General features: G+C 73.7%; 26 protein-coding genes. 13 read left to right on the top strand and 13 right to left on the bottom strand.

The genetic code is table 11. The features are described 5' to 3' along the window. The first annotated feature begins 101 nt into the window (after window positions 1-101). A complete protein-coding gene (locus tag ACP6CK_RS20245) occupies window positions 102-1742 on the top strand; it encodes a hydantoinase B/oxoprolinase family protein (protein WP_426955112.1) in 1641 nt (546 codons plus the stop codon). 13 nt (window positions 1743-1755) lie between these two features. Further along, window positions 1756-3279, top strand: a complete 1524-nt coding sequence (locus ACP6CK_RS20240; RefSeq protein ID WP_426955111.1) for an ABC transporter substrate-binding protein — start codon at window positions 1756-1758, stop codon at window positions 3277-3279. Here ACP6CK_RS20240 and ACP6CK_RS20235 read toward each other — a convergent pair. Beyond that, window positions 3240-3884, bottom strand: a complete 645-nt coding sequence (locus ACP6CK_RS20235) for a TetR/AcrR family transcriptional regulator (RefSeq protein WP_426955110.1) — start codon at window positions 3882-3884, stop codon at window positions 3240-3242. The two genes, ACP6CK_RS20240 and ACP6CK_RS20235, sit on opposite strands and share 40 nt — an antisense overlap. Before the next feature lie 97 nt (window positions 3885-3981). On the opposite strand from ACP6CK_RS20235, the gene ACP6CK_RS20230 reads away from it, so the two are divergent. Beyond that, window positions 3982-4737: an SDR family NAD(P)-dependent oxidoreductase gene (locus ACP6CK_RS20230; protein WP_426955109.1), complete on the top strand. Its 756-nt coding sequence runs from the start codon at window positions 3982-3984 to the stop codon at window positions 4735-4737. A gap of 224 nt (window positions 4738-4961) precedes the next feature. On the opposite strand, the gene trpA is transcribed toward ACP6CK_RS20230, so the two are convergent. Both trpA and trpB read right to left on the bottom strand, forming a co-directional pair. Continuing rightward, window positions 4962-5795: a tryptophan synthase subunit alpha gene (gene trpA / locus ACP6CK_RS20225; RefSeq protein ID WP_426955108.1), complete on the bottom strand. Its 834-nt coding sequence runs from the start codon at window positions 5793-5795 to the stop codon at window positions 4962-4964. Beyond that, window positions 5792-7012, bottom strand: coding sequence for a tryptophan synthase subunit beta (gene trpB, locus ACP6CK_RS20220; protein WP_426955107.1), 1221 nt, complete (start codon window positions 7010-7012; stop codon window positions 5792-5794). Before trpB ends, trpA begins: the two co-directional genes overlap by 4 nt. 97 nt (window positions 7013-7109) lie before the next feature. Between trpB and ACP6CK_RS20215 the strand changes: the two genes are divergently transcribed. From ACP6CK_RS20215 to ACP6CK_RS20205, 3 genes are all read left to right on the top strand, one after another. Beyond that, window positions 7110-8348: an MFS transporter gene (locus ACP6CK_RS20215; RefSeq protein ID WP_426955106.1), complete on the top strand. Its 1239-nt coding sequence runs from the start codon at window positions 7110-7112 to the stop codon at window positions 8346-8348. A gap of 137 nt (window positions 8349-8485) precedes the next feature. Further along, complete coding sequence (locus tag ACP6CK_RS20210) at window positions 8486-8782, top strand: hypothetical protein (RefSeq protein WP_426955105.1); 297 nt, start codon at window positions 8486-8488, stop codon at window positions 8780-8782. 19 nt (window positions 8783-8801) lie between these two features. Next, a complete protein-coding gene (locus tag ACP6CK_RS20205; protein ID WP_426955104.1) occupies window positions 8802-9788 on the top strand; it encodes a hypothetical protein in 987 nt (328 codons plus the stop codon). 137 nt (window positions 9789-9925) lie between these two features. Here the strand turns inward: ACP6CK_RS20205 and ACP6CK_RS20200 are convergent, their stop codons facing one another. From ACP6CK_RS20200 to sppA, 6 genes are all read right to left on the bottom strand, one after another. Further along, complete coding sequence (locus tag ACP6CK_RS20200; RefSeq protein WP_426955103.1) at window positions 9926-10792, bottom strand: EamA family transporter; 867 nt, start codon at window positions 10790-10792, stop codon at window positions 9926-9928. Further along, window positions 10789-11502 (bottom strand): phosphoribosylanthranilate isomerase, encoded by a 714-nt coding sequence (locus ACP6CK_RS20195; RefSeq protein WP_426955102.1) that lies wholly within the window; start codon window positions 11500-11502, stop codon window positions 10789-10791. Before ACP6CK_RS20195 ends, ACP6CK_RS20200 begins: the two co-directional genes overlap by 4 nt. Next, a complete protein-coding gene (pyrF, locus tag ACP6CK_RS20190) occupies window positions 11499-12209 on the bottom strand; it encodes an orotidine-5'-phosphate decarboxylase (protein WP_426955101.1) in 711 nt (236 codons plus the stop codon). The genes ACP6CK_RS20195 and pyrF overlap by 4 nt, the downstream gene beginning before the upstream one ends. 269 nt (window positions 12210-12478) lie before the next feature. Beyond that, complete coding sequence (locus tag ACP6CK_RS20185; protein ID WP_426955100.1) at window positions 12479-12841, bottom strand: lipopolysaccharide assembly protein LapA domain-containing protein; 363 nt, start codon at window positions 12839-12841, stop codon at window positions 12479-12481. Between the two features lie 123 nt (window positions 12842-12964). Next, window positions 12965-13285: an integration host factor subunit beta gene (gene ihfB / locus ACP6CK_RS20180; RefSeq protein WP_426955099.1), complete on the bottom strand. Its 321-nt coding sequence runs from the start codon at window positions 13283-13285 to the stop codon at window positions 12965-12967. Window positions 13286-13323: 38 nt separating this feature from the next. After that, window positions 13324-14373: a signal peptide peptidase SppA gene (sppA, locus tag ACP6CK_RS20175; RefSeq protein WP_426955098.1), complete on the bottom strand. Its 1050-nt coding sequence runs from the start codon at window positions 14371-14373 to the stop codon at window positions 13324-13326. 139 nt (window positions 14374-14512) lie between these two features. Between sppA and ACP6CK_RS20170 the strand changes: the two genes are divergently transcribed. The 3 genes from ACP6CK_RS20170 (at window position 14513) to def (ending at window position 17405) form a co-directional block, all read left to right on the top strand. After that, window positions 14513-14986: a hypothetical protein gene (locus tag ACP6CK_RS20170; RefSeq protein ID WP_426955097.1), complete on the top strand. Its 474-nt coding sequence runs from the start codon at window positions 14513-14515 to the stop codon at window positions 14984-14986. A 185-nt stretch (window positions 14987-15171) separates the two neighbouring features. Beyond that, window positions 15172-16728 carry a methyl-accepting chemotaxis protein gene (locus tag ACP6CK_RS20165; RefSeq protein ID WP_426955096.1) on the top strand — a complete coding sequence of 519 codons (1557 nt, stop codon included), beginning with the start codon at window positions 15172-15174 and terminating at the stop codon, window positions 16726-16728. Window positions 16729-16811: 83 nt separating this feature from the next. Then, a complete protein-coding gene (def, locus tag ACP6CK_RS20160) occupies window positions 16812-17405 on the top strand; it encodes a peptide deformylase (protein ID WP_426955095.1) in 594 nt (197 codons plus the stop codon). A 52-nt stretch (window positions 17406-17457) separates the two neighbouring features. Here the strand turns inward: def and ACP6CK_RS20155 are convergent, their stop codons facing one another. Beyond that, window positions 17458-18081: a TetR/AcrR family transcriptional regulator gene (locus ACP6CK_RS20155; RefSeq protein ID WP_426955094.1), complete on the bottom strand. Its 624-nt coding sequence runs from the start codon at window positions 18079-18081 to the stop codon at window positions 17458-17460. 217 nt (window positions 18082-18298) lie between these two features. On the opposite strand from ACP6CK_RS20155, the gene ACP6CK_RS20150 reads away from it, so the two are divergent. Genes ACP6CK_RS20150 through ACP6CK_RS20140 form a run of 3 tightly spaced genes read left to right on the top strand, consistent with a single transcriptional unit; the run spans window position 18299 to window position 22087 of the window. Continuing rightward, the gene (locus ACP6CK_RS20150; RefSeq protein ID WP_426955093.1) at window positions 18299-18796 is read left to right on the top strand and encodes a (2Fe-2S)-binding protein; all 498 of its coding nucleotides are present in this window, start codon (window positions 18299-18301) and stop codon (window positions 18794-18796) included. Further along, entirely contained in the window at window positions 18793-19845 is a 1053-nt protein-coding gene (locus ACP6CK_RS20145) for an FAD binding domain-containing protein (protein WP_426955092.1), read from the top strand. Before ACP6CK_RS20150 ends, ACP6CK_RS20145 begins: the two co-directional genes overlap by 4 nt. Further along, complete coding sequence (locus tag ACP6CK_RS20140) at window positions 19838-22087, top strand: xanthine dehydrogenase family protein molybdopterin-binding subunit (protein WP_426955091.1); 2250 nt, start codon at window positions 19838-19840, stop codon at window positions 22085-22087. The genes ACP6CK_RS20145 and ACP6CK_RS20140 overlap by 8 nt, the downstream gene beginning before the upstream one ends. 210 nt (window positions 22088-22297) lie before the next feature. On the opposite strand, the gene ACP6CK_RS20135 is transcribed toward ACP6CK_RS20140, so the two are convergent. Beyond that, window positions 22298-23155: an amidohydrolase family protein gene (locus ACP6CK_RS20135; protein WP_426955090.1), complete on the bottom strand. Its 858-nt coding sequence runs from the start codon at window positions 23153-23155 to the stop codon at window positions 22298-22300. A gap of 29 nt (window positions 23156-23184) precedes the next feature. Continuing rightward, window positions 23185-24141, bottom strand: coding sequence for a Bug family tripartite tricarboxylate transporter substrate binding protein (locus tag ACP6CK_RS20130; RefSeq protein ID WP_426955089.1), 957 nt, complete (start codon window positions 24139-24141; stop codon window positions 23185-23187). A gap of 133 nt (window positions 24142-24274) precedes the next feature. On the opposite strand from ACP6CK_RS20130, the gene ACP6CK_RS20125 reads away from it, so the two are divergent. Continuing rightward, on the top strand, window positions 24275-25261 hold the full coding sequence (locus ACP6CK_RS20125; protein ID WP_426955088.1) for a LysR family transcriptional regulator: 987 nt from the start codon (window positions 24275-24277) through the stop codon (window positions 25259-25261). Here the strand turns inward: ACP6CK_RS20125 and ACP6CK_RS20120 are convergent. Then, entirely contained in the window at window positions 25182-25805 is a 624-nt protein-coding gene (locus ACP6CK_RS20120) for a hypothetical protein (protein ID WP_426955087.1), read from the bottom strand. The two genes, ACP6CK_RS20125 and ACP6CK_RS20120, sit on opposite strands and share 80 nt — an antisense overlap. Window positions 25806-25807: the final 2 nt, after the last annotated feature.

Genomic DNA, 25807 nt, shown 5'->3' with positions numbered 1-25807 from the left:
CGGATGGCCCATGATGCGCCGGCCGTCACCGTCCCGCCAGCGCGTTGCGCCCCCCCTTCCGCCGGTCCTATGGTTGCGTTGCAGCATCCGGGCCTTGCCGAATGGACCTCGCTCCCTCCCCGCTCCGCCTCGATCCCGTGACCACGGAGATCCTCGGCAGCGCCCTCTCCTCCATCGCGGAGGAGATGGGGGAGACCCTCGTCCGAGCCTCCTACTCCACGAACATCAAGGAGCGCCGGGACTGCTCCGTCGCGCTCTTCGACCTGCGCGGCAACACGCTCTGCCAGGCCGAGCACGTGCCGATGCACCTGGGATCCTTCCTGGAGATGATCCCCCACATCATGCGCCGCCACCCCGTGGAGGAGATGCGCCCGCAGGACGTGTTCATCGGCAACGACGCCTACGAGGGCGGCGGGACGCACCTGCCGGACCTCGTGCTGGCGGAGCCGATCTTCGTGGACGGCCGCATGGTCGCCTGGGCCGTGAACACCGCGCATCACTCCGACTTCGCCGATCGCGGCCACGCCCACATCTACCAGGAGGGGCTGCGCATCCCGCCGATCCGGCTCTACCGCGAAGGCGTGCTGCAGAAGGACGTGCAGGACCTCATCCTGCTGAACTGCCAGGTCCCGCGGGAGCGCCTCTCGGACCTCCGCGCCCAGATGGCCGCCAACCGCGTGGGGCGGGAGCGAGTCACCGCCCTCTGCCACCGCTACGGCGTGGAGGTGGTGCTGGCCGCGGGCGACGCCCTGCAGGACTACGCCGAGCGGAAGATGCGCGCGGGCATCGCCGCCATCCCCGACGGCACATACCGCTTCGCCGACGTCTACGAGAACCCGGAGATCGAGGAGCCGATGGACTTCTCGGTCGAGATCACGGTGGCCGGGGACGAGATGCGCCTGCATTTCGAGGCGCCGCCCCAGGTTCGCGCCGGGCTGAACATGACCCACACGGCGCTGCTGGCCGTGGTCTACTATGCCGTGAAAGCGGCGGTGGACCCGACCATCCTGCCGAATGCCGGCCTCGCCCGGCCGCTGACGGTCACGGCGCGGGAGGCCTCGGTCGTCTCCTGCCGCCACCCCGCCGCGGTGAACGGCCGCACCTCCACCTGCCAGCGCGTGGTCGACATCATCCTCGGCGCCCTGGCGCAGGCGATCCCGCTCCAGGTCACGGCGGCCGGCAACGGCGCCTGCGCCGTCGGCTCCTTCACCGGTCAGGGGAAGGACGGGAAGCTCTGGGTCTATCTGGAGACGATCGGCGGCGGCGCCGGCGCCCGCGCCACGAAGGACGGGCTGGACGGCGTGCACGTCCACATGACCAACACCTCCAACCTGCCGGTCGAGGCGCTGGAGAACGAGTATCCGCTGACGCTGCTGCGCTACGAACTCGTGGACGGCTCCGGCGGCCCCGGCGCCCATCGCGGCGGCATGGGCCTGCGCCGCGTCTACCGGATCGAGGAACCCTGCCGCCTGCGCGTGGACGGCTCCCGCCTCCGCAGCGACCCCTATGGCCTGCAAGGCGGCCTGTTCGGTGGCCGCGCCGCCTTCGACTTCGGCGGCGCCACCATGTCCCAGGGCCGCGGCGGGCTCGAGGCGGGCATGATCGTCGAGATCCGCACCGCCGGCGGCGGCGGCTACGGCCCGCCCGCCGAGCGCACCTCCGAGGAGGTGGCGGCCGACATCCGGGAGGGCCGCATCACCCCCACTCGCGCCGCCGAGGTCTACGGTCCCCGTGCCGCCTGAACAGGAGCGCCCGATGACGCACCCGATCACCCGTCGCGCGGCCCTCGCCGCCGGCGCCGGCATCACCCTGGCGGGCGGCGCCCGCGCCCGCATCGCCGCGGCCCAGGGCGCGACGCTGCGCGTCGGCCTCGTGAACTTCCCGCCGAACATCCGGCCGCATGAGAATTCCGGCTCCTCCTCCATGGCCGTGAAGCTCCAGCTCTATCGCGGCCTGCTCTCCTATGACGGCCAGGGCCGGCTGGTGCCGGAGATGGCGGAGAGCTGGGCCGCCGAGGGCAACCGCGCCTATGTCTTCACCCTGCGCGAGAACTCCCGCTTCCACGACGGCAGCCCCGTCACCGCCGCCGACGTGAAGCACACGATCGACAGCATCACGGCGGGGAACTCCACCGCCTATCTCCGCCCCGACTTCTCCGTGGTGGAGCGGGTGGAAGTCACCGGTCCCCGCAGCGGCCGCTTCGTCCTGAAGGAGCCGAGCGCGGTCGTCCCGCACCTCGTCGCCAGCTATCACGCGGGGATCATCCCGGCGCGCGGCACGCTGGCGGCGCCAGGCCTCCCCATCGGCTCCGGCCCCTTCCGCCTGGGCGCGCAGGAGCGCGGGACGAGCATCACGGTCGAGCGCTTCGACGGCTTCTACAAGCCCGGTCGTCCGCGCGTGGCCCGCATCGTCTTCCGCGGCCTGCCGGACGAGAACCTGCGCGTCTCCGCCCTGCAATCCGGCGACGTCGAGATTGTCGAGACCCTGCCCTGGCAGAGCTTCGACACGGTCGAGGGCGATTCCCGCCTCAGGCTGGACGCGACCGTCGGTCCCTTCATGTACCTCACCTTCAACGCGCGGACCGGCCCCTTCACCGATCCCCGCGTGCGCCAGGCCGTGGGCTTCGCGGTGAATCGGGACGACGTGGTGAAGGCCGCGCTCTTCGGCCGCGGCGCGCCGCTCGGCGCCCTGCCCTATCCCCAGGGCACGGCCTTCGAGACGCCGGACCTCTTCACCCATGACCCCGCCCGCGCGCGCCAGCTATTGGCCGCCGCCGGGGTGCCGAACGGCTTCTCCTGCTCGCTGCTCGCCACCTCCACCCCCGTCCTGCACGCCGCCACGGCCGAGGTGGTGCAGCAGAACCTCAGGGATGTCGGCATTGACGTGACGCTGCGCGTGCCGGAATGGGCGACGCGCGTCACCCAGGGCAATCGCGGCCAGTACGAGTTCGCGGTGATGGGCAGCGTCGGCAACTGGCCGGACCCGGATGCCGTGACCGCCTTCATCACCGGCCCGCCCGCCTATCCCCGCTCCTTCGGCTTCGAGAGCGCGCGGATCGAGGGCCTGCTGAAGGCCGGGCGGGAGGAGCTGGACGAGGCGAAGCGCCGCACGATCTACGCCGATCTCCAGCGCGCCGCGGCGGAGGAGGTGCCGATCGTCGGCCTCGCCTGGCGGTCCCAGGCCTTCGCGATGCAGAAGGCCGTCACCGGCTTCCGCAACCTGCCGGGCAGCCTGACCTTCTACGCGCCCGTCACGCTGGAGGACGCGGCGCTCGGCTGAGCCGGTGCCCCCACCAGCGGTTCCCAGGCGGTCATCGCGGCGCGGGCCACGGATTCCAGCTCGCGCCGCCCGGCCCCGTCGCGGGCCTGGACGGCCATGCCCTGCTGCACGCTGAGGTAGAAGCGCGCGATGGCCGCCAGATCCAGTGATGGCGGCAACTCCCCCGCCGCCACCCCGCGCTCCAGGCGCGCCAGGATACCTTCCATCGCCTTCGCCCGCGTGCGGGCGATCAGATCGGCCAACCCGCCGCAGCCCTCCTCCCGTGCTGTGGAGAGCGTGACCATACAGCCGCCGGGATTGTCGCAGGCCGGCAGCGTCGCGGCGGAGGCCATCAGGAATCCCTCGATGGACGCCCGCGCCGTCTCTCCCTGCTCCATCGGCGTCCAGATCAGCGGCCCGTAGAGGTCGCCGTAGCGCGCGATCGCCTCGGCATAGAGCGCCTCCTTGCTCCCGAAGGCCGCGTAAAGGCTGGGCGAGGCGATCCCCATCGCCGCGCAGAGGTCGGCCACGGAGGTGGCGCTGAAGCCCTTCCGCCAGAACAGATGCATCGCCGCATCCAGGGCCGCATCACGGTCGAACCCCCTGGGACGCCCCCGTGCGGACATGGTGCCTCCTTTTGTAGTGATCAGCACATAATCCCCTGGACAGCCGGGTTCAACGCGCCTAGCTATTCTGTATCGATCATCACAGAAAGACGCTTCCGTGTCAGACCTGTCCCTTTCCGACCTCTCCGGCCGCCGCGCCCTCGTCACGGGCGGCAGCCGCGGGATCGGAGCCGCCATCGCCCGCGCCCTCGCGCGCGGCGGGGCCGACGTCGCCATCACCTATTCCAGCTCCCCCGACCGCGCCGCCGCCGTCGTGAAGGAGATCGAGGCCCTCGGCCGCCGCGCCGTCTCCATCCAGGCCGACAGCGCCGACCCCGCCGCCGTGCAGCGCTCCGTGCAGGACGCCGTGAAGGCGCTCGGCGGCCTCGACATCCTCGTGAACAACGCGGGCATCGCTCGCCTGGGCCCGATCGAGAGCATGTCTCTCGAGGACCTGGACGCCCTGCTGCACGTGAACGTCCGGGCCGTCGTCCTGGCGTCGGGGGCGGCGATCCCGCACCTGCCGAAGGGCGGGCGCATCATCACCATCGCCAGCAACGTCGCCGAGCGCGTCCCCTTCCCCGGCCTCACCGCCTACTCGATGACGAAGTCGGCGCTGACTTCGCTCACCCGCGGTCTGGCGCGCGACCTCGGGCCGCGAGGCATCAACGTGACGATGGTCCTCCCCGGCCCGATCGACACGGAGATGAACCCCGCCGACGGCCCCCTGGCCGACACCCTGCGGCCAATGCTGCCGCTCGGCCGCTACGGCACGCCGGAGGACATCGCGGCGGCCGTCGTCTTCCTGGCCGGTCCCGGCGGCCGCCAGATCACGGGCACGGGAATCGTCGTGGATGCCGGCCTGAACGCCTGACGGGCGGCGCCGGGAGGCGCTGCCTTCCGGACCCTCCGCCGGGGGCCAAACGTGGCCCCCGGACCCCGCGGTCTGTTGGAGGCCCCCTTCCTTTGGCATCCGCTAAACGCAGGGTTCTCCACTTCCGGCTGTCCCGATTGAACGCGGTCCAGGGGCGCGTTCGCCCCTGGCGGATGGGGCAAGGGGAAGGCGGAGCCTTCCCCGGAGCGACCCGCGATCCGCCTCTAACCCCGCGCCCCGCGCACGCCCTCGGCCAGCGCCCGCACCCCGTCCAGCACCGCGCGCACGCTGCCGGGCGTTGCCCGCCCCTGCTCGTCCAGCGTCTTCTCCAGCGCGTCGATCAGGGAGGACGCAACGACCGCCCCATCCGCCACCCGCACGGCATCCGCCGCCTGGGCCGGGGTGCGGACGCCGAAGCCGATGGCGATGGGCAGGTCCGTCTGTGCCTTCACCTGCGGGATGGCGCGTGCCAGCTCCGCCTGGTCCGCCGACCGTGTGCCGGTGATGCCGGTGATGGCGACGTAGTAGATGAATCCGCTCGCCCCGTTCAGCACGATCGGCAGGCGGTTCGCGACCGTGGTGGGCGCCACCAACCGGACCATGTCCAGACCCTCGGCGAAGGGCGCGACCTCGTCCGCCTCCTCCGGCGGCATGTCCACGATGATCAGGCCGTCCACGCCGCTCTCGCGCGCGTCGCGGCAGAAGCGCTCCGGCCCGTAGGCCAGGATGGGGTTCAGGTAGCCCATCAGCACGACGGGCGTGTCGTCGTCGTCGCGGCGGAAGTCGCGCACCATCGCCATGGCGCCGGCCAGCGTGCCGCCGGCCTTCAGCGCGCGCTGCCCGGCCTTCTGCACGGTCGGCCCATCCGCGGCGGGATCGGTGAAGGGCACGCCGAGCTCAATCAGGTCCGCCCCCGCGCCGGGCATGCCGCGCAGGATGGCCATGCTCGTCGCGGGATCAGGGTCGTAGGCTTCCAGGAAAGGCATCAGCGCGCCGCGCCCCTCGGCGCGGAGCTGCGCGAAGCGCCGCGCGATCCGCCCGGCCGGCGCGCCGCTCACAGATCCACCCCCATGTGATGCGCCACGGTGAAAATGTCCTTGTCGCCGCGGCCCGAGAGGTTCAGCACGATGATCTGGTCCGCATCCATCCGCGGCGCCCGCTTGATGACCTCGGCCAGCCCGTGGGCGGATTCCAGCGCCGGGATGATCCCCTCCAGCTTCGAGCAGAGCTGGAAGGCGTCCAGCGCCTCGTCGTCGGTGGCCGCCGTGTATTCCACCCGCCCGATCTCGTGCAGCCAGGAGTGCTCCGGCCCGATGCCCGGATAATCCAGGCCGGCGGAGATGGAGTGCGCCTCGGTGATCTGCCCGTGCCGGTCCTGCAGCAGGTAGGTCTTGTTCCCGTGCAGCACGCCCGGCGCGCCGCCGTTGATGGCGGCCGCGTGGGCGCCGCTCTCCAGCCCGTGGCCGGCCGCTTCCACGCCGATCAGCCGCACGGACTCATCGTCCAGGAAGGGATGGAAGATCCCCATGGCCGAGGAGCCGCCGCCCACCGCGCACACCACCGCATCCGGCAGACGCCCCTCGATGGCCAGGCACTGCTCCCTCGTCTCGTCGCCGATCACGCACTGGAAGTCGCGCACCATCTGCGGATAGGGCGCCGGCCCCGCAACGGTGCCGATGCAGTAGTAGGTGTCCTCGACATTCGCGACCCAGTAGCGCAGCGCCTCGTTCATCGCGTCCTTCAGCGTCGCGGCGCCGGCGGTCACGGCGTTCACCTCGGCGCCGAGCAGCTTCATGCGGAAGACGTTCGGCTTCTGTCGCTCCACGTCGGTCGCGCCCATGAACACCAGGCAGGGCAGGTCGAACAGCGCGCAGGCCGTGGCGGTGGCGACGCCGTGCTGGCCGGCGCCGGTCTCCGCGATGATGCGCGTCTTGCCCATGCGGCGGGCGAGCAGGATCTGGCCGAGCACGGCGTTGATTTTGTGCGCGCCGGTGTGGTTCAGCTCCTCCCGCTTGAAGTAGATGCGAGCGCCGCCGAGGTGCTTTGTCAGGCGTTCCGCGAACCAGAGCGGCGACGGGCGGCCCACATAGTCCTTCAGCAGCCGGCGCCATTCCTTCTCGAACTCCGGGTCCTTCCGGGCGGCCTCATAGGCCTCCTGCACCTCCAGGATGTTCGGCATCAGCGTCTCGGCCACGAAACGGCCGCCGAAGTCGCCGAAGCGGCCGCGGGTGTCGGGACCCTGGCGGAGGGAGTTGGGCAGGAGCGGCTTGGTCATGGCGGCGTCATACCGCCGCGGCGGGAATCGGGGAACGCCCGTCGCGCTTCGGCCGGGGCCGTAGCAACGGCCCCGCCCGGCCGGGCAGCCTGGGCCCATGACCCCACCCGCCGCGACCGCCCCCGCTCCCTTCCGTGGCTGGAGGGCCGTGCGCGCCGCCTTCGTCCTCGCAGCCTTCGGCTGGGGCGTGGGCTTTTACGGGCCGCCGGTCTTCCTGCACGCGGTCCAGGCGGCGCGGGGCTGGCCGGTCTGGCTCATCTCGGCGGCGGTGACAGCGCATTTCCTGATCGGAGCCGCGGTGGTGGCGAACCTGCCGGCACTGCACCGCCGCCTCGGCCTGCCGCGCACCACGGCGGCGGGGGCGGTCCTGGCGGCGCTGGGGGTGCTCGGCTGGTCGCTGGCCGCCGAGCCCTGGCAGCTCTTCCTCGTCACCCTCCTCTCCGGCATCGGCTGGGCGACGACGAGCGCGGCGGCGGTGAACGCGGTGGTCGCGCCCTGGTTCGTGCGGCGACGGCCCGTCGCGCTCTCCGCCGCCTACAACGGCGCCAGCGTCGGAGGCGTGGTCTTCTCCCCGCTCTGGGTGGCGCTGATTGCGGCGATCGGCTTTCCGGCGGCGGCGGGGCTGGTCGGCGCGGTCATGGTCGTGACGGTCGGGTGGCTGGCGGCCAGCGTGCTCGGCGCCACCCCGGCGGGGGACGGCAGCATCCCCGACGGCGACGCGGCCCCGCCGCCGCCCGCGCTCATGCCCGGGCCGCCGGCCCTGCCGGGGGGCGCGCTGTGGCGGAACCAGCGCTTCGCCACCCTCTCCGGTGCGGCCGCCCTCGGCCTCTTCGCGCAGATCGGGCTCATCGCCCATCTCGTCTCTCTGCTCGCCCCCGCGCTGGGCACCGGGGGCGCGGGGCTGGCGGCGGGGTTCGCGACTGCCTGCGCCATCGCCGGCCGGATGGGACTTGCCCGGACGCTGCGGCCGGGGGCGGATCGCCGGATCGCGGCCTGCGCGTCCTACGCCGTGCAGATCGCGGGCTCGCTGGTGCTGCTGGCGGCCGGCGACCACCCGGTGGCGCTGTTGCTCGGCGTAGCGCTCTTCGGGTTCGGCATCGGCAACGCCACCTCCCTTCCCCCGCTGATCGTGCAAGCCGAGTTCGCCCCCGCGGACGGGCCGCGCGCCGTCGCGCTCGTCACGGCCTGCGGCCAGGCCGCCTACGCCTTCGCGCCCCTCGCCTTCGGGGCGCTGCGGGACCTGTCCGGCTCCGGCGCGGCGCTCTTCCTCCTGGCCGCGGCGGCGCAGGCGCTGGCGGTCGGCGCGCTCCTGGCCGGCCGGCGCCCATCGGGCTGACGGCGCGCCGGCCATGGGCTGCCCCGGCCCGCGACAGACACGACAGGCGCCGGACCGCCGCGGGACCACGCCGCGACAGGCCGGCTCTCAGGATGTCCCGGCGCGGCATCCCGCCGCCCCCGCCGGAGAGGCCCCTCATGCGCACCTTCTGGACCCTTCTCGGTCTCGACGTGGTCGTCGCGGTGGCGGCGATGGCCCTCGTCTCCGACCTGCTCTCGATCCCGGCCGCGGCGCCGATGGGGCGGACCGCCTACGCGATCCTGATCGCCGCTCTCTGTGCCGTGCCCGTCGCCGCCCTCATCCTGAAGGGAGAGGGACGGCGCCGCCTCGCGATCGGCCTTCTCCTCCTGCCGACGGTCCCGGCCGCGCTCGGCGCACTGGCGATGGCTTCCGTGACGATCCTCGTCACCGCGGACCTGCCGGGGCTCCGCTGACCTTCCCGGCACAGCACCCGTGCTGAACCGTCTCGCAGCGCTCTTCCGCCCCGGTGCCCGGCCACCGCCGGACGGAGAGAACCCGATCCACACCCTGCTGGACGCCGCCGGGCTCCCCTGGCGCCGGCCCCGCGCCGAACTCATCGTGCGCCACGGCATCCACCCGCACGGCGCCTATGGTTGGGACGTCATCCCGCTGGAAGCGGCGCCGTCGGTCCTCCCCGGCCTGATCCTGCCGCTCTCCTCCATGATCCGGCCGGGCCTGCTGCCGGGCATGCCGCCGACCGTGCTCAGCGGCAGCATCTGGTTCACCGACGATGCCCGCTCCAACCTCCGCCGCGCGGAGGCCGCGCTGCGCCCCCGCCTCGGCGAGCCGGCGGACGAATCCGCCACCAACGCCATCGCCCGCCGGTGGTGTTTCGGCGCCGCCACCCTCAGCCTCACCGCCTGGCCGCCGGAGCTGCAGCGGCCGGGGATCGACATCCCCGCCCATCACCGCGATCCCCGCCTCCGCACCGCCTGCCACATTGACATCGAGACCGGCTTCCGCCCGACCCTGAGCGAGCGGGAGGCGGCCTGGCTTCGCGGCTTCGTGCCCATCGCCTCCATCCCCGGGCAGGAGGGCGGGGGCGGTCCTCTCGCCGCCGTGGCCGCGCCGGAGCCCGACCTCGACATCATCCGCCAGCCACCGGACGAGCTCGGCCCCGTTCGCGGCCGGATCGGCCTCGCCCCGGAGGCGGAGGCGCTGATCCTCTGCACCCGCGAGCTGCGCGTCATCCCGATGGAGAGGGTCGCCGGCTTCCACCTCCGGCGCACCCTGCCGGCCCGCGGCGGCGGCGGCGCGCGGCTGGAGGCGGTCCTGCGCGGCGGATCGCCGGATCTGCCCGTCCGGCACCTCCTGATCGCCTCCACCCCCGGTCTGGACGCGCTGGACGGCCTCGCCGACGCCCTGGCCGAGGCCACCGGACGCCCGCTGGAGATCGGGGAGACGGATTACGACGTGTGAGGACCGGGAAGCGATACCGCGCCCCTCCCTTCCCGGGCCGGCGCGAACCGGCCAGCCATCCCTTCCGGGGGCGCCTGACAAGACGGGATAGGGGCCAAACAGATGCGCTTGGCGGGGCTTCCTTCCCCCGGATCTCCTCACCGCCGCCAGCGCAAGGCCCCGACCCCCAGCCCGGCCAGCACCAGGGCCATTCCCGCCAGCCGCACCGCCCCGAAGGACTCCCCCAGCACGATCGCGGCGGAGGCCGCGCCGGAGATGGGCACCAGCAGCGCGAAGGGCGCCACGACCGAGGCCGGATACCGCGCCATCAGGAAGCCCCAGATGCCGTAGCCCAGCAGCGTCGCCGGCACGGCCTGATAGAGGATCGAGGCCACCCCGGCCGTCCCCGTCCCGGCCAGCGCCGCACCGATCGCCCCCGGCCCCTCCACCGCGAGGGACAGGAGCAGCAGCGGCCCGACCGGCACGAGGCTGAGCCACGCCATCAGCGCCACCGCCCCGCCGACCGCCGGGCCCGCGCCGCGCAGCAGCACGTTCCCCACCGCCCAGCTCAGCGCCGCCAGCAGGCAGAGGGACAGGCCGGCCGCCGTCACCCCGCCCGTCCCGACCGTCGTCCCGATCAGCGCGAGGCCGGAGAAGGCCACGGCCATCCCCGCCACCGACCGCGCGGAGGGGCGTTCGCGCAGCGCCGCCGCCGCGATGAGCGCGGTCATGAAGGCCTGGGATTGCTGCGTGACGGAGGCGAGGCCGGGCGGCATCCCCGCCGCCATCCCGCTGAAGAGCAGGCCGAACTGGCCGGTGAAGAGGAACGACCCGATCGCCAGCCAGCGCCAGGGCCGCATCCGCGGTCGCGGCAGCCACAGCGCCGGCAGCGCCGCGACGGAGAAGCGCAGCGCGCCCATCAGCAGCGGCGGCACCCCGTCATCCAGCCCCAGCCGGATCATGACGAAGTTGAACCCCCAGACGAGCGCGACGAGCAGCGCGAGCCCGATATGGGGAAGCGTCACCCGCCCGCGCGTCCGGGGCCCCGCGCCGCCGCCGCGAAAGCCGCGATCCGCGCCGGGTCCTTCACCCCCCGCGCCCGCTCCACGCCGGAGGACACATCCACCCCCGGCGCGCCCGTGACCCGGATCGCCTCCGCCACGTTCGCGGGCGTCAGGCCGCCGGCCAGCAGCCAGGGCCGCGGCAGCGCCCGTCCGGCCAGCAGCGACCAGTCGAAGGCCACCGCATTTCCGCCCGGCAGGGCCGCCCCGGGAACCCGTGTATCGAGCAGGAAGTGGTCGGCGACCTCGGCATAATCGGCCAGGCGGTCGAGATCGGCCGCTTCCCCGATGCCCAGCACCTTCATGACCGGCACGCCGAAGCGCGCGCGGATCTCGGCGACCCGCGCCGGTGTCTCCTCGCCATGGAGCTGGAGGACACAGAGGGGCACGGCGGCCAGCGCCGCCGCGATCTCCTCATCGGTCGGGTCGACGAAGAGGCCCACGCGAACCGGCCCGCCCGCCTCCACGAACGGGGCCCGGGCCGATAGCGCCGCCGCCGCGTCGGGCGTCACCGCGCGCGGGGAGGCCGGGACGAAGACGAAGCCGATGAAGTCCGCCCCGGCCGCCACCGCCGCGTCCAGCCCGTCCGGGTCGTTCAGCCCGCAGATCTTCACCTGGGGCCGCGCGCCATCCCCCGGCAGCGGCGGTCCCTCGGGGGCCGGGCCGGGGCTCATGCCGCCAGTTCCGCCACGATGGCGGCCGCCGCCCCCGCGGGGTCCGCGGCCTGGGTGATCGGCCGTCCCACGACCAGCCAGTCCGCCCCGGCCGCCGCCGCCTCGGCCGGCGTGGCCAGACGTGCCTGATCGCCCCGCGCCGCGCCGGCCGGCCGCACGCCCGGCACGACCAGCAACGGCCCTGCCCCGTGCGCGGCCCGGATCAGCGCCACCTCCTGCGGGGAGCAGACCAGCCCGTCCGCCCCGGCCTCCAGCGCCACCCGCGCCAGGCGCAGCACCTGCTGCGCCGGGCCGCCCGCGACGCCGGTCTCGGCCAGGGTCGCCGCATCCATGCTCGTCAGCACCGTCACGGCCAGGATCGCGGGGCGGCTGGCACCGCCCGCCTCCTCCGCCGCGCGGCGGGCGGCGGCCACCATCGTGGCACCACCTCCGGCATGGATCGTCAGCATCGCCGGACCCAGTCCACATGCCGAGCGCACCGCACCGGCCACCGTGTTCGGGATGTCGTGGAACTTCAGGTCGAGGAAGACCGGCCGCCGCTGCCCGATCCGCGCCACCACACCGGGCCCGGCGGCGCAGAACAGCTCCAGCCCGATCTTCACGAGCCCGACATGCGGTGCCACCGCGGCCGCCCAGCGCTCCGCGACCGCCGCATCGGCCGTGTCCAGCGCCGCGATCACCCCCGCCCGGTTCGGCCGTCCGATCATGCCCTGCACCCCGTCCCGCTGGGGCGAGACTTAGCCCCGCGCCGGGATCAGGGCGAGGGACCGCCGGGCATGGCGGCCCTGCGCCTTCGCGCAGGGATGCACGGGCTCTCTTCGCGCGGCGGCGTGGACCGGATCAGTGCACCTCGTCGAGATGACACTCCGTCACGGTGATCGGCTTCCGCGCGATCCCCGCCAGGTGCGCCGCGCCGTGGGGCAGGAGGACTTCTCCTCGAGAGAGCCCGTTGCGCCTCAGGCCGGCGGGAGGTGCCTCAGCCCACCACCCGCACCGCCCGCCCATCCGAGGGCGCGGCGTACATCGCGCGGTCGCGGGCCAGCGTCTCCGCCTCCACGCGCTTCGCCTCCCTCGCGCGCAACTCGGTCAGCTCCGCCTCGGCCCGCTTGGCCGCGCGCTGGGCCTCCCAGGCGCGGCGGCGATGCGGCAGCCCGGCCCACCAGGCCACCAGCGCGCCCAGCAGGAAGGCGAGCGCGGCGGCCAGGAGCACGACCATCGCGAGCGGGGCCTGCCAGGTCAGGTCGAAAGGCCAGAGCCCCACCGCCACCGGCTGCATGTTCGACAGCGCGAAGAGCACCAGCAGCAGCAGCAGCGGTGTGATCAGCAGCCAGCGCCACATCCTCGAAGTCTCCTGGAAACCGAGGGCATTCCCGGTTCGCCTCCGCGCCCCTGAAACGCCCTCCCCGGTCGTCTGGCAACCCCGGTTCGCGCCGCCGGCCGCCGCGGCCCCGCGCGACCCGGCCTAGCTCCCCGCCCCGGCCTTGGCGCGGGTCCGCTGCAACGGGCCGCCATTCACCCGCTCCCGCAGTTCCTTGCCCGGCTTGAAGTAGGGAACCGCCTTGCCGGACACCGCAACGGACTCGCCGGTGCGGGGGTTGCGCCCGGTCCGGGGATCCCGCTTCTTCGCGGAGAAGGCGCCGAAGCCGCGGAGCTCCACCCGGTCTCCGCGGGCGAGCGCGGCCGTGATCTCCTCGAAGATGGTGGAGACGATCAGCTCCACGTCGGGCTGCCGCAGATGCGGGTTGGCCCCGGCGAGCGCCGCGATCAGTTCCGACCTCGTCACCCCTGCCCCCCGGTCGCCCGCCGGGACCGCCATGGTCCCTAGCGCGCGGAAGGCTGCCAAAGCGCCCAGCCGCCGTCAACGCTGAGACCTTCGGAAATCAACGCCTTAAGTGCACCCCCCAGGGCCCGGCCGAAGCCGGCCCCGATCGCCTCCCCGAAGCCGCCCAGGGCGCGGTCCCGGAGGTTGCGGGCCCGCAGGTCCCGGATCGGCAGGTCGGCGGCGATGCCCCGCGTCTCCGCGAGATAGGCCCGCGCCTCCGGCTCCCCGCCGATCGCGTCCACCAGCCCGGCGGCCAGGGCCTGGCGCCCCGTCAGGATGCGGCCATCCGCCAGGGCGCGCACCCGGTCCTCCGGCATGTGCCGGCCCTCCGCGACCATGCGGACGAACTGCGCGTGCAGGTCGGACACCACGGACTGCAGCGCCGCCCGGCCCTCCGGCGTCAGCGGCCGGAAGGGGCTGGGCTGGTCCTTCAGCGGGCCCGAGGTGATGGCCTCCGCCCGCACACCGAGCCGCGCCAGCCCCTCCTGCACGTCGAAGGACTGCAGCAGCACCCCGATGGACCCGGTGACGCTGCTCTCCCGCGCGAAGACGCGCTCCGCCGGCATCGCGATCATGTAGCCGGCGGAGGCCGCGGTGCCGCCGAAGACCGCCACCACGGGCTTCGACTGCCGGAAGCGGGAGAGGGCGGCGTGCAGCGATTCGCCCCCGGCCACCGTGCCGCCGGGGCTGTCCACCACCAGCACGAGGCCCCGCACCGAATCGTCCCGCGTCGCCCGGTCGATCGCCTCGACCAGCCGCCGGTCGTCCGTGATGGTCCCCGACACGGTCAGCCGCACCACATGCGGGCCGCTGAGCCCGGACCAGCCGACATTCACCTCGGCCGATCCGGTCGCCGCCGCGATCCCGCCGAGGATCACGAGCACCGCCACCAGCCGCCAGAATCCGCGGCTGCGCTTCAGCCGGCGGCGGTCCACCAGCAGGTCCGCCTCGAGCCCGGAGGGCGGGGCGGCCATGGCCGGCGGCGGGGTTGGCGGCACGGGGGGCAGCACGGGGGGCGGGCCGGGCTTGGAGGACCAGGGGGAGGACATGCCCCGATGATGCCGCGCCCGACGCCGCCGCGCCACGCGCGCGCCCGTGACCCCGAGAGGTTTGTGTTCCGCCCCCGGTCCGGGCTAGATGTGTCCCAGCCGTCCCAAATTTTGGTCCGCCCTCTTCCGCGAGGACTCGATGCGCTCCTTCCGACCCGCGCCCGCTCTTCCGGCCCTACTCCTTCCCGCCCTGATGGTCCTCGCCACACCGGCCTTCGCGCAGGACCGGGCGGACCGGACCGGCCCGCAGCAGCAGGGCGAGGTGCGCACCCGCTCCCGCACCCTCGGCGCTACGCCGTCCAGCACCGGGGACGCCACCTGCGACGCGGCGGTGGCCGCCTGGCGCGCCTGCATCGCCGCCTCCCCGAAGCCGCCCGTGGATCGCGCCCAGGCGAACACCGAGGTGGACAAGTTCGTCCGCGACGTGGTGGACGCCACCGGCCCGAACCGGGAATACCTTATCCGCGCCTGCGGCCCGACCGCGGCCGGCTACCGCACGATGCTGGAGAACGGCACCTGCGCCGCCAACATCACCGGCGCCCGCGACGACCAGGCCACCCGCGTCGGCTCGCCGCGCGACTCGCAGGTGGTGGGGCCGCGGCAGCGGCGATAGGGCGCGCCGGGCGGCCCGCCCGCCGCGCCACAGCGATCGCGTCCGACATCTCCGCCCGGCCGCAGGGTCGGAACTGAGGGATCGCGTCCCCGCGCGCCGGGATCCCTGTCGGGCGCGGGATGCGGCACGGTTCATCGTCCATACAGAAGTGCGTCGTAACCTCCCGGCCGTCGCAGGCTGAGGAGATGACGTTGATCCGCTGGTTCGAGCAGGACGCCCCCATCCGGCGCAAGCTGTCCCTGGCCTTCGGCTCCTGCGCGGCGATCGTGCTCGCCCTCGGCGCCGTGACGGTCTGGAACAGCCTCAGCGTGGCGTCGCTGGCACGGGACGGCGACCTCGCCGCGCTGCGCGCCGCCGCGCCCGGCCTGGTGCAGTGGAGCCTCCTCGCCTCCGGCGTCGCGGTGCTCCTCGCCGCGGGCCTCGGCGGGCTCTTCCGCCGCCTGATCGCCACGCCCTACGTGAACACGGTCGTGCGGATGGAGGCGCTGGCGGCCGGGGACCTCGACAGCCCGATCCACTACACCGGCTTCAAGGACTGCGTCGGACGCATGACCCGGGCGATGCACAGCTTCCGCGCGGCCGCCATCGCGAAGGCGGAGGCCGATGCGGAGGTGGAGCGGCAGACCAGCCGGGCCGGCGCCGAGGCCGACCGGGCCCGCCGGGAGGCCGAGCAGGCGGCGGCCGCCCTCGTGGTCGGCAGCATCGGCACGGGGCTGGAGCGGCTGGCCGCCGGCGACCTGACCCATCGCCTCGAGACCGCGCTGCCGGAGGCCTATGAGCGGCTGCGCCAGGACTTCAACGCCGCGATGGAGCGGCTGCAGGGGACGATGCAGACCGTCGTCGGCAGCGCGCGGGCCATCCGCACCGGCACCGGCGAGATCAGCCAGGCCGCCGACGACCTGTCCCGCCGCACCGAGCAGCAGGCCGCGAGCCTGGAGGAGACCGCCGCCGCGCTGGAGCAGATCACCGCCACCGTCCGCAAGACGGCCGAGGGCGCGGGCCACGCCCGCCAGGTGGTCGCCAAGGCCCGCGCCGGCGCCGAGCACTCCGGCCGTGTGGTGCAGGACGCCGTCGCGGCGATGAGCGAGATCGAGCGGTCGGCCGGGGAGATCAGCCAGATCATCGGCGTGATCGACGAGATCGCCTTCCAGACGAATCTTCTCGCCCTGAACGCGGGCGTGGAGGCGGCCCGCGCCGGGGAGGCCGGCCGCGGCTTCGCGGTGGTGGCGACGGAGGTGCGCGCCCTGGCCAGCCGCTCGGCCGAGGCGGCGAAGGAGATCAAGGCGCTCATCTCGACCTCGACGCAGCAGGTCGGCCGCGGGGTGGAGCTGGTGGGCGAGACCGGTCAGGCGCTCGGCCAGATCGTCGCCCAGGTCTCGGAGATCAACGGGCTGGTGGCCGATATCGCCGCCTCCGCGCAGGAGCAGGCGACAGGGCTGGCCGAGGTGAACACGGCGGTGAACCAGATGGACCAGGTGACCCAGCAGAACGCCGCCATGGTCGAGGAAAGCACCGCCGCCAGCCACGCGCTGAGCCAGGAGGCGGAGGGGCTGACGCAGCTCACGGACCGGTTCCAGGTCGGGAGCGACGGCGCCGCCCGGTCCAACGTCGCGACGCTCCGGCGCCCGGATCGCGCCGCCGCGCCGGCCCGTCCCGGCCCGCTGAAGCTTGTCCGCGCCGCCCAGGACGGCAGCGCCCTCCGCAAGCCGGTCGCGAGCAACGCGAGCTGGGAGGAGTTCTGACCGGGCGTCCCGGGAGCGGGCGGGTTCCTTCCCCGGACCGTCGCACCTGATCCGGGGACGCGGACGCGCTATACCGGTCCCCGATGACCGTCCTGAAGATCGCCCGCATGGGCCACCCCGTCCTGCTCGAGCGCTGCCAGCCCGTGCCCGATCCCGGCGCGCCGGAGATCCGGCGCCTCGTGCAGGACATGTTCGAGACGATGGAGGACGCGCCCGGGGCCGGCCTCGCCGCGCCGCAGGTGCATGTTCCGCTGCGGCTCTTCGTGTTCCGCGTCCGGCCCGATCGGTCGAGCGGCGCGCCCGACGACAGGGTGGTCGGCAACACCGTCCTGATCAACCCGGTCGTCGAGCCGGTCGGGGAGGAGAAGCACCTGCGCTGGGAGGGCTGCCTCTCCATCCCCGGCCTGCGCGCCGCCGTGCCGCGCTACAAGCGGGTCCGCTACACCGGCGTGGACTGCGACGGGCGCACGATCGCCGCCGAGGTGGAGGGCTTCCACGCCGGCGTCGTCCAGCACGAGAACGACCATCTCGACGGCGTCCTCTATCCCATGCGGATGACGGATTTCAGGCTGATGGGCTTCAACGAGGAGATCGCCCGCACCGAGGAGCTGGCGCAGCACGCGGCCCGCCAGCGCGCGCAATGGGGTCTCTCGCCGGAGGCCTCCCGGCCGGGTTGAGGTCTCCGCGCCGGGCTGACGCGGCGCGCCGCCGTGCGGGATCAGGACGGCGTCATCGCTCCCCGGCCACGCAGCCCGCCGTGAGGGGTCGGGCGGCGCCGTGCCGCAGCCCGTCCAGCAGGACATCGAGCAGGCGCAGCACGCTGTCCTGCCAGTCCGGGCCCTCCTGCGCGTAGCAGATCCCGATCAGGGCGCGCAGCGCGTCCTGTGGCGCGACGTCCGCCCGGATCTCGCCGGCCGCGGCCGCGCGCCGCATCAGTTCGCCCAGGGCCTGCGTCAGCCGATCGAGCGAGTAGGCGATGAGGTGGGACGAGCTCTGCGCCGCGAGGGCGAGCGCCGCCACCATGCCCTTCTTCGTCGCGACGAACTCCACATTCGCCCGCAGCCAGCGGCGCAGCGCCTCGACCGGGCTCGGCTCCGCCCGCAGCGCGGCCGCCAGTTCCACGAGCTGTTCCACCTCGCGCCGGTAGACCGCCTCGTACAGCGCCTCGCGGGTCGGGAAATGGCGGTACAGCGTGCCGATCCCGACGCCGGCCTCCCGCGCCACCGCCTCGAGGCTCGCGCTCCCGCCGCCCCGGCTGAACACGGCCTTCGCCGCCTCGAGCACGCGCTCGCGGTTGCGGACGGCATCCGCCCGCGGCCTGCGCGATCGCCCGACGGATCGTTCCGTGCTCACGAAGGCTTCACCTCCCGCCCCTTGTAAACGGAGGGACCCTCCGCATAATACGGACAGCTGTGCCGGTAGCGGGATCAGAATCCCCCGGTGTGCAGCCTTTGAACGCAGTAGCCGCAAACCTGTCGCATCGCGAACCGCCACCGGCTGCCGACACGGCCGGCCGAAGCATCGCTGGCGCGCGGGTCACCACACCGAGAAGCCGCCACCGGAGGCCTGCATGAGCCTGTCGATCTCGCTGACCATCAACGGCGCCCGAAGAAGCATCGAGCTGGACGACCCGCGGGTCACTCTGCTCGACCTGCTGCGGGAGCGCCTGGACCTGACCGGCACGAAGAAGGGGTGCGACCGCGGCCAGTGCGGCGCCTGCACCGTGCTGGTCGACGGCCGGCGCGTGAACTCCTGCCTCGCCCTGGCGGTCAGCCATGACGGCGCGGAGGTGTTGACGATCGAAGGTCTCTCGGACGGGGACGCGCTGCACCCCGTGCAGGCCGCCTTCGTCGCGCACGACGCCTTCCAGTGCGGCTTCTGCACCCCCGGCCAGATCATGAGCGCGGTGGGCCTGATCGCCGAGGGCCAGGCGGGCGACGACCCCGAGCGCGTGCGGGAGGCGATGAGCGGCAATCTCTGCCGCTGCGCCGCCTACAAGGGCATCACGGAGGCCGTGCTGGACGCCCAGCGGCAGATGGCCGCTTCCGGCCGGAAGGAGGCTGCATGAACCGCTTCGACTACATCCGCCCCACGACGGTGGCGGAGGCGGTCGCCGCCGCCGCGATGCCGGGCAGCGCCTATCTCGCCGCCGGCACCAACCTGCTTGACCTGATGAAGGGCGGCGTCGTCCGCCCGGCACGGCTGGTGGATGTCAGCCGCCTGCCCGGCCTGGACGGGATCGAGTCCCTACCGGATGGCGGCCTGCGGATCGGCGCGCGGGTGCGCAACGCCGAACTCGCACACGACCCGGATTTCAGCCGCCGCTTCCCGGCGGTGGCGGAGGCGCTGCTCTCGGGCGCTTCCGCGCAGCTGCGCAATGCGGCCACGGTGGGCGGCAACCTTCTGCAGCGCACGCGCTGCGCGTATTTCTATGACCCCGCCAGTGCCTGCAACAAGCGCGACCCCGGCGCCGGCTGCGACGCGCGGGGCGGCGAGAACCGCCTGCACGCCGTGCTCGGCTGGAGCGAGCACTGCATCGCCACCCATCCCTCCGACTTCTGCGTGCCGCTCGTGGCGCTGGACGCCGTCGTCGAGATCGAGGGTCCCGCAGGCCGGCGCGAGGTGGCGCTGGAGGAGTTCCACCGCTTGCCCGGCGAGACTCCGGAGCGCGAGAGCGTCCTTTCGCCCGGCGAGCTGGTCGTGGCGCTGCGCCTGCCGGCGGAGGCCGCGCGCTTCGCCCCCCATGCCCGCTACGTGAAGCTGCGGGAGCGCACCTCCTACGCCTTCGCCGTCGTCTCCGCCGCGGCCGCGCTGCGGATCGAGGACGGCGTGATCGCGGAGGCCCGGCTGTCGCTCGGCGGCGTGGCACTGAAGCCGTGGCGCGCCCGCGCGGCCGAGGCGGCGCTGTCCGGCGCCCGGCCGGACGCCGCGAGCTTCCGCCGCGCGGCCGAGGCGGCGCTGGAGGGAGCCCGCCCCTCCGGCGACAACGCCTTCAAGATCGAGCTCGCGCGCCGGATCGCCGCCCGGGCCCTCGCCCTCGCGGCCGCCGGCACGCCGGAGCGCCTGCCTGCCCTGCCCGCCTCTCCCCTTGCTCCCGGAGCTGTCCTCCATGGCTGAGACCGCCATTCATGTCCGGCACGGCTCCAGCATCGGCCAGCCCCTCACCCGCCGCGACGGCCCGCTGAAGGTGACGGGGCGGGCGACCTATGCCGCCGACAACAACCCGCCGGGCTTGCTGCACGCCGTCATGGCCGTCAGCCCCATCGGCCGTGGCCGTCTGGTCGGCCTCGACGTGGCCGCCGCCAGGGCCCATCCCGGCGTGGTCGAGGTGATGACCTCCGCCAACCGGCCGGCGCTGGTCGTGGATCCCGACAAGAAGACGAACCCCTTCGCCTTCCGCCTGGACGTGCTGCAGAACGACCACGTCCGCTACGCCGGCCAGCCCGTGGCCGTGGTGATCGCGGAGACGCTGGAGGCCGCGACGGAGGGCGCCGCGCTGCTCGCCCCGCGTGTGGAGGCCGAGCCCGTCAGCACGGAACTGGACGACGGCGCGGTCTTCGTCCCGCCCGCGGTCGGTGTCGGCGATCCGGCGGAGATGCGGCACGGCGACGTCGAGGGAGGACTGGCCGGAGCGAGGACGCGCATCGGCGCGACCTACGAGACGCCCGCCCAGTATCACAACGCGATGGAGCCGCACGCCATCGTCGCGGCCTGGGACGGCGATCGGCTGGAGATCGACACGCCGAGTCAGGGCCTCGCCTTTGCGGTGGCGCGGATCGCTGAGCTTCTCGGCATCGCGCCGGAGGGCATCCTCATCCGCAGCCCCTTCCTCGGCGGCGGCTTCGGGTCGAAGGGCATCATCACCGGGCCGCAGATGCTCGGCATCCTCGCGGCGCGGCTGGTCGGGCGGCCGGTGAAGCTGGTGCTGCGCCGGGAGCACATGTACGGCCCCGTCGGCCATCGCGCGCCGACGCGGCAGACGCTGCGCCTGGGCGCCGACGGGACCGGGGCGCTGACCGCCCTGCACCACCACACCCGCACCGCGACCAGCCGCTTCGACGAGTTCTTCGAGCCCTCCGGCGGCGTCTCGCACACGCTCTACGCCAGCCCCGCCATCGCGACGACGAGCGACGCGGTGCGGCTGGACACCGGCACCCCGATGTTCATGCGCGCCCCGGGCGAGGCGAGCGGCAGCATCGCGCTGGAGAGTGCGATGGACGAGATGGCGGAGGCGCTCGGCCTCGACCCGCTGGAGTTCCGGCTGCGGAACTACGCGGAGGTGGAGCCGATGTCCGGCAAGCCCTTCTCCTCCAAGGCGCTGCGCGAGTGCTACGCGCAGGGCGCCGCGCGCTTCGGCTGGGCGGGCCGCCCGCTGAAGCCGCGGACGATGCGGGACAAGGACGGGCTGCTGGTCGGCTGGGGCGTGGGCACCGCCACCTTCCCCGCCCTGATGATGCAGGGCCACGCGCGGGCCGTGCTGCGGCGCGACGGCACCGGCCTGGCCGAGACGGGGGCCCATGACATGGGCCAGGGCGCCTGGACCGCGCTCGCCCAGATCGCCGCGGACAGCCTCGGGCTCGAACTCGACCAGTTGGAGTTCCGCTCCGGACGCTCCGACCTGCCGGATGCCGGCATCGCCGGCGGCTCGGCGCACACCGCGACCGCCGGCGCCGCCCTGCGAGGTGCCGGCGAGGACGTCGTCGCCAAGCTGGCGGAACTCGCCATGGGCGACGCGCGCTCGCCGCTCCACGGCGCCGGCAATGTCGGCGTGGTGGCGCGCGGCGGCCGCCTGGTCCGGCGCGACGACGAGAGCCGCGGCGAGAGCTACGCCGACATCCTCGCGCGCGCCGGCCTGGACGAGATCGAGGGGCGCGGCACCGGCGCGATGGACCCGGCCGTGCAGGAGCGCTTCGCCAGCCACTCCCACGGCGCGGTTTTCGCCGAGGTGAAGGTGGACCCGGAGCTCGGGCAGATGCGCGTGACCCGCCTGGTGGGCGCCTTCGCGGCCGGCACGGTCGTCAACCCCCGGCTGGTGGAGAGCCAGTACCTCGGCGGCATGATCTGGGGCGTGTCCTTCGCCCTGCACGAGCACGCGGTGACGGATCACCGGACCGGCCGGATCATGAATGCCAACCTCGGCGAGTACCACGTGCCGGTGAACGCGGATGTCCCCTCGATCGAGGCCATCCTCGTCGAGGAGCACGATCCCCACGTGAACGCGCTCGGCATCAAGGGCGTCGGGGAGATCGGGATCACCGGCACGGCCGGGGCGATCGCCAACGCGGTCTGGCACGCCACGGGCGTTCGTGTCCGCCGCTTCCCGATCCCGATCGAGGCGCTGATCGGAGAGGCAGGCTGAATCGGCGCACGGGCGACTCCGGGGGAGAGAAGGAATTCTCTCCCCCGGCCCCCTCTCTTCTTGTTTTGTCAGGCTGCCGCGGAAGGCGGAAACGGGCTCTCCCCTCTCCGCCTTCCGCGGCAGCCTGACAAGAGAAGATGAGCGTGGGGGTTCGGGGGAGGGAGAATTCCTTCTCCCTCCCCCGAGGCGGCCGTCACCCGACCGGCAGGATCACTCGAACCCGTAAAGCACTTTCGGATTCTCGACGAGGATACGGCGACGCATCGCCTCGTCCGGAATCCACTCGGCGATCAGGTCCACTAGGTCGCCGTCATTCGGCATGGTGCGGTCGTTCATGTTCACATGCGGCCAATCCGTGCCCCACACCAGCCGCTCCGGCGCATGGGCCACCAGGGCGCGCGCGATCGGCGTGATGGAGGGGTAGGGCGGCTCCTCCAGCGTGCAGCGCATCGGTCCGGACAGCTTCACCCAGACCCGGCCGGTGTCGAGCATCCGCAGCAAGGTCGCGAAGGCCGGGCCGTCCACACGGTCCACGCTGGCGAAGTGGTCCAGCACGATCGTATTCGGCAGGGCCAGCAGCTGATCCGCGAAGTCCGGCAGCTCCGGGCCGTGGGGGTAGAACTGCACGTGCCAGCCGCGGGCATGGGCACGCGCCGCTGTCATCGCGTTCAACCGCGGCAGGGCGCCGCCATGGCCGGCGGTGCTGAAGCGGATGCCGCGCACGCCCAGCCGGTGCAGCTCGTCCAGCCGCGCGTCGGTCACGTCGGGGTCCACCAGCGCGATGCCGCGGAGCCGATTCCCAAAGCGGGTGAGCGTGTCCACGAGATGCGTCATGTCCGTGCCGTAGCCGCCGCCGCTCACCAGCACGGCGCGGCTCAGCCCGACCACGTCCTGCAGCGCGAAGTAGGTCTCGGGCAGCGCGTCCGCGGTGGTATACTTCGTGTTCGGGTGGAAGCTGTAGCGCGCGGAGGGCCCGAAGAGGTGGATGTGGCAGTCCACCGATCCAGGGGGCAGCTTCAGCCGCGGGGCGCGCGGGTTCGGATCGGGCGGCTGGGTCAGGAAGGGCATGCGGCGCTGCTCCAGGGATGCCGGCCGGGTCAGTCCGGCCGCAGGTTGTTCGTGCGGACGAGGTCGCCCCACTGGACCAACTCCCGGCGGATCAGCGCGTCGAGCTCCGCGCTGCCGCCGCCGACGGCGCGGATGCCGCGCGTCTCCAGGTCGCGGCGCATCTCGTCGTTCACGGCGGCGACGAAGGCTTGCTCCATCCGCGCGCGGATCGTCTCCGGCGTGTTCGCGCGCACCACGACGCCGATGAAGAAGCCGACGTCGTAACCGGGGAAGCCGGCCTCCGCGAGGGCGGGCACCTCGGGAAGCTGCGGGATGCGGGTGGGGCTGGTGACCGCGATGATCCGGATCGTGCCGGCGCGGGCGTGCGGGATGGAGGTGGCATAGACATCCATCTTCGCGTCCACCACGCCGGCGACGAGGTCGGTCATCGCCTGCGCGGCGCCGCGATAGGGCACGTGGATCATCTGCACGCCGGAGCGCGCGAGCAGCAGCTCCATCGTCAGGTGCGGAAAAGTCCCGGAGCCCGCGGAGGAGTAGGAGAGCCGGTTGCGCCGCGCGTGGTCCAGGAACTCCGCCACGGTCCGCACGGGCAGGCGCGCATTCACCGCCAGCACCCCCGGCATCTCCGCGACCAGGGAGACCGAGGCGAAGTCCCGCGCCGTGTCATAGGGCAGGTTCGGGGCGAGCACCGCGTTCGCTGTGTGGTTCGGCGTGACGACCAGGGCGGTGTAGCCATCCGCCGGCGCGGCGAGCAGCGCCTGGGTCGCGACCACGCCGCCGCCGCCGCCGCGGTTGTCGATCACGACCTGCTGACCCATCAGCTCGCTGACGCGGGTCTGGATGTGGCGCGCCACCACGTCCACCACGCCGCCCGGGGTGAAGGGCAGGATGAGGCGGATCGGCCGGTCCGGGTATTCGGCCGCGGCGGGCCGGGCGGCGAGCAGGCTCGCCACGCAGCACAGGGAAAGCAGAAGCTGCCTCACCATGGACGTTCTCCCGAATCGGCCGGGCGCGTTTCATGACGCGTCCTCGGCGGCCGGGACGCTATCCGCCCCGCCGACCGCCGCACAGCGCCGGATCTTGCCGGTTTGATGCAGCCGGCGCATTAAGCGGCCCGCCATGCTGGACATGCCCGGCCTCAAATCCCTGCTGGCGGTGGCCGAGTTCGGCACCGTCCACGCGGCGGCCCGCCACCTGCAACTCTCCCAGGCCGCGCTCTCCCGCCGCATCCAGCGGCTGGAGGCCGATCTCGGCATCCGGCTCTTCCTCCGCTCCGGTCGCCGGCTGCATCTGAGCGAGGCGGGACAGAGACTGCTTCCCGGCCTGCGGGAGCATGTGGACGCGATCGAGGGCGCGATCCGCCGCGTCCAGCAGGAGACGCATTACGGCCGCCCGACCGTCAGCCTCGGCTGCCTGCCGACACTGGCCACGGTCGTGCTGCCCGCGGCGCTGCGCGAGTTCGAGCGGCGGCGGCCTGGCGTCTTCGTGCGCATCATCGACGATTCCGCGGCGGACCTGCTGCGCCTGGTGGCCAACGGCACGGTGGACTTCGCCGTCACGCAGGTCGGCATCGCGGAGCCTGGCCTGACCCATGACCTGCTCGGGGAGGACCGGCTCGTGCTCGTCCTGCCGGCCGGCCACGCGCTCGCCGGCGCGGGCACGGTCGGCTGGCGCGACCTGAAGGGTCTGGCGCTGATCGCGCCGGGGCCGCTGGCCGGCTATCGCCGCGTGCTGGACGACGCGCGGGCGGAGATCGGGGAGGACCTGTCCTGGCGCTACGAGGTGCAGCGGATCACGACGGCCATCGGCCTCGTCGCCGCGGGGGTCGGCGCCACCATCCTGCCGCGCCTGTCCCTGCCGGCGGAGTATGCGGGGCGCCTCTCCGCCGTCGCGCTGGAGGCGCCGCATCTCGTGCGGCGCATCGGCATCGTCCGGCGGGCGGGAGAGCCCGTATCGCCGCCCGCGGAGGCGCTGCGCCGCGCCCTGGCCGCCCGGCTCCGCGCCGCCCTGTCCGCCGCGCCGGCGCTCAGCCCGGATCCGGCGGAAGCTCCCGCCACGCCGGATCGTCGGCCCGGAGCGGCGGCGTCACGGCGCGGTAGCCGCTGAGCGTCCCGCCATCCGGTCCCGGACCCGCCAGCGCCGCGTTCAGCGACGGACGGCCGGCGAAGAAGGCGAGCTGGAGGAAGCGGCCGGGGTGGTCCGTGTCGCGCAGGGTGTGGACGGCCAGGGCCGCGTGCCGCGCCAGCGCGGCCGCCCCGGCGGCCAGCCTGTCCAGGGAGGCGCGGCCGAGGTCGAGCCGGAGGAGGTAACGGCCCGCGGCGGGCGGGAAGGCGGACCAGGGCAGGCCCTCGGCCGGCTCATAGAAATCCACCTCCTGCGCCGTGCGAAGGCCCCGCATGCGGATCTGCCAGGGCGTGTGGGACGCCGCATCATGCTCCGGCGAATCGAAGGCCGCGCGGGACCGCATGGTCCAGATGTTCATGAAGGAGCAGTCGTCGCCGATCCGGTCGAAGCGCTGCACGCCGAGATAGCCGGGGACGCCGAGCAGCCGGGGGATGTGCTCCTCCCGCTGCCAATGGGCCATCTCCGCCCGGAAGGCGGGCGGGACGGTAGAGCGGACGGTGCAGACCGTGATGGAGGCTTCGGCCACGC

Origin of the sequence: Muricoccus radiodurans (assembly GCF_050154705.1) — a bacterium.
Classification (GTDB): domain Bacteria; phylum Pseudomonadota; class Alphaproteobacteria; order Acetobacterales; family Acetobacteraceae; genus Roseomonas; species Roseomonas radiodurans.
Note: the sequence above shows the minus strand (reverse complement) of the source record. Positions and strands in the feature narration are given on the sequence as shown.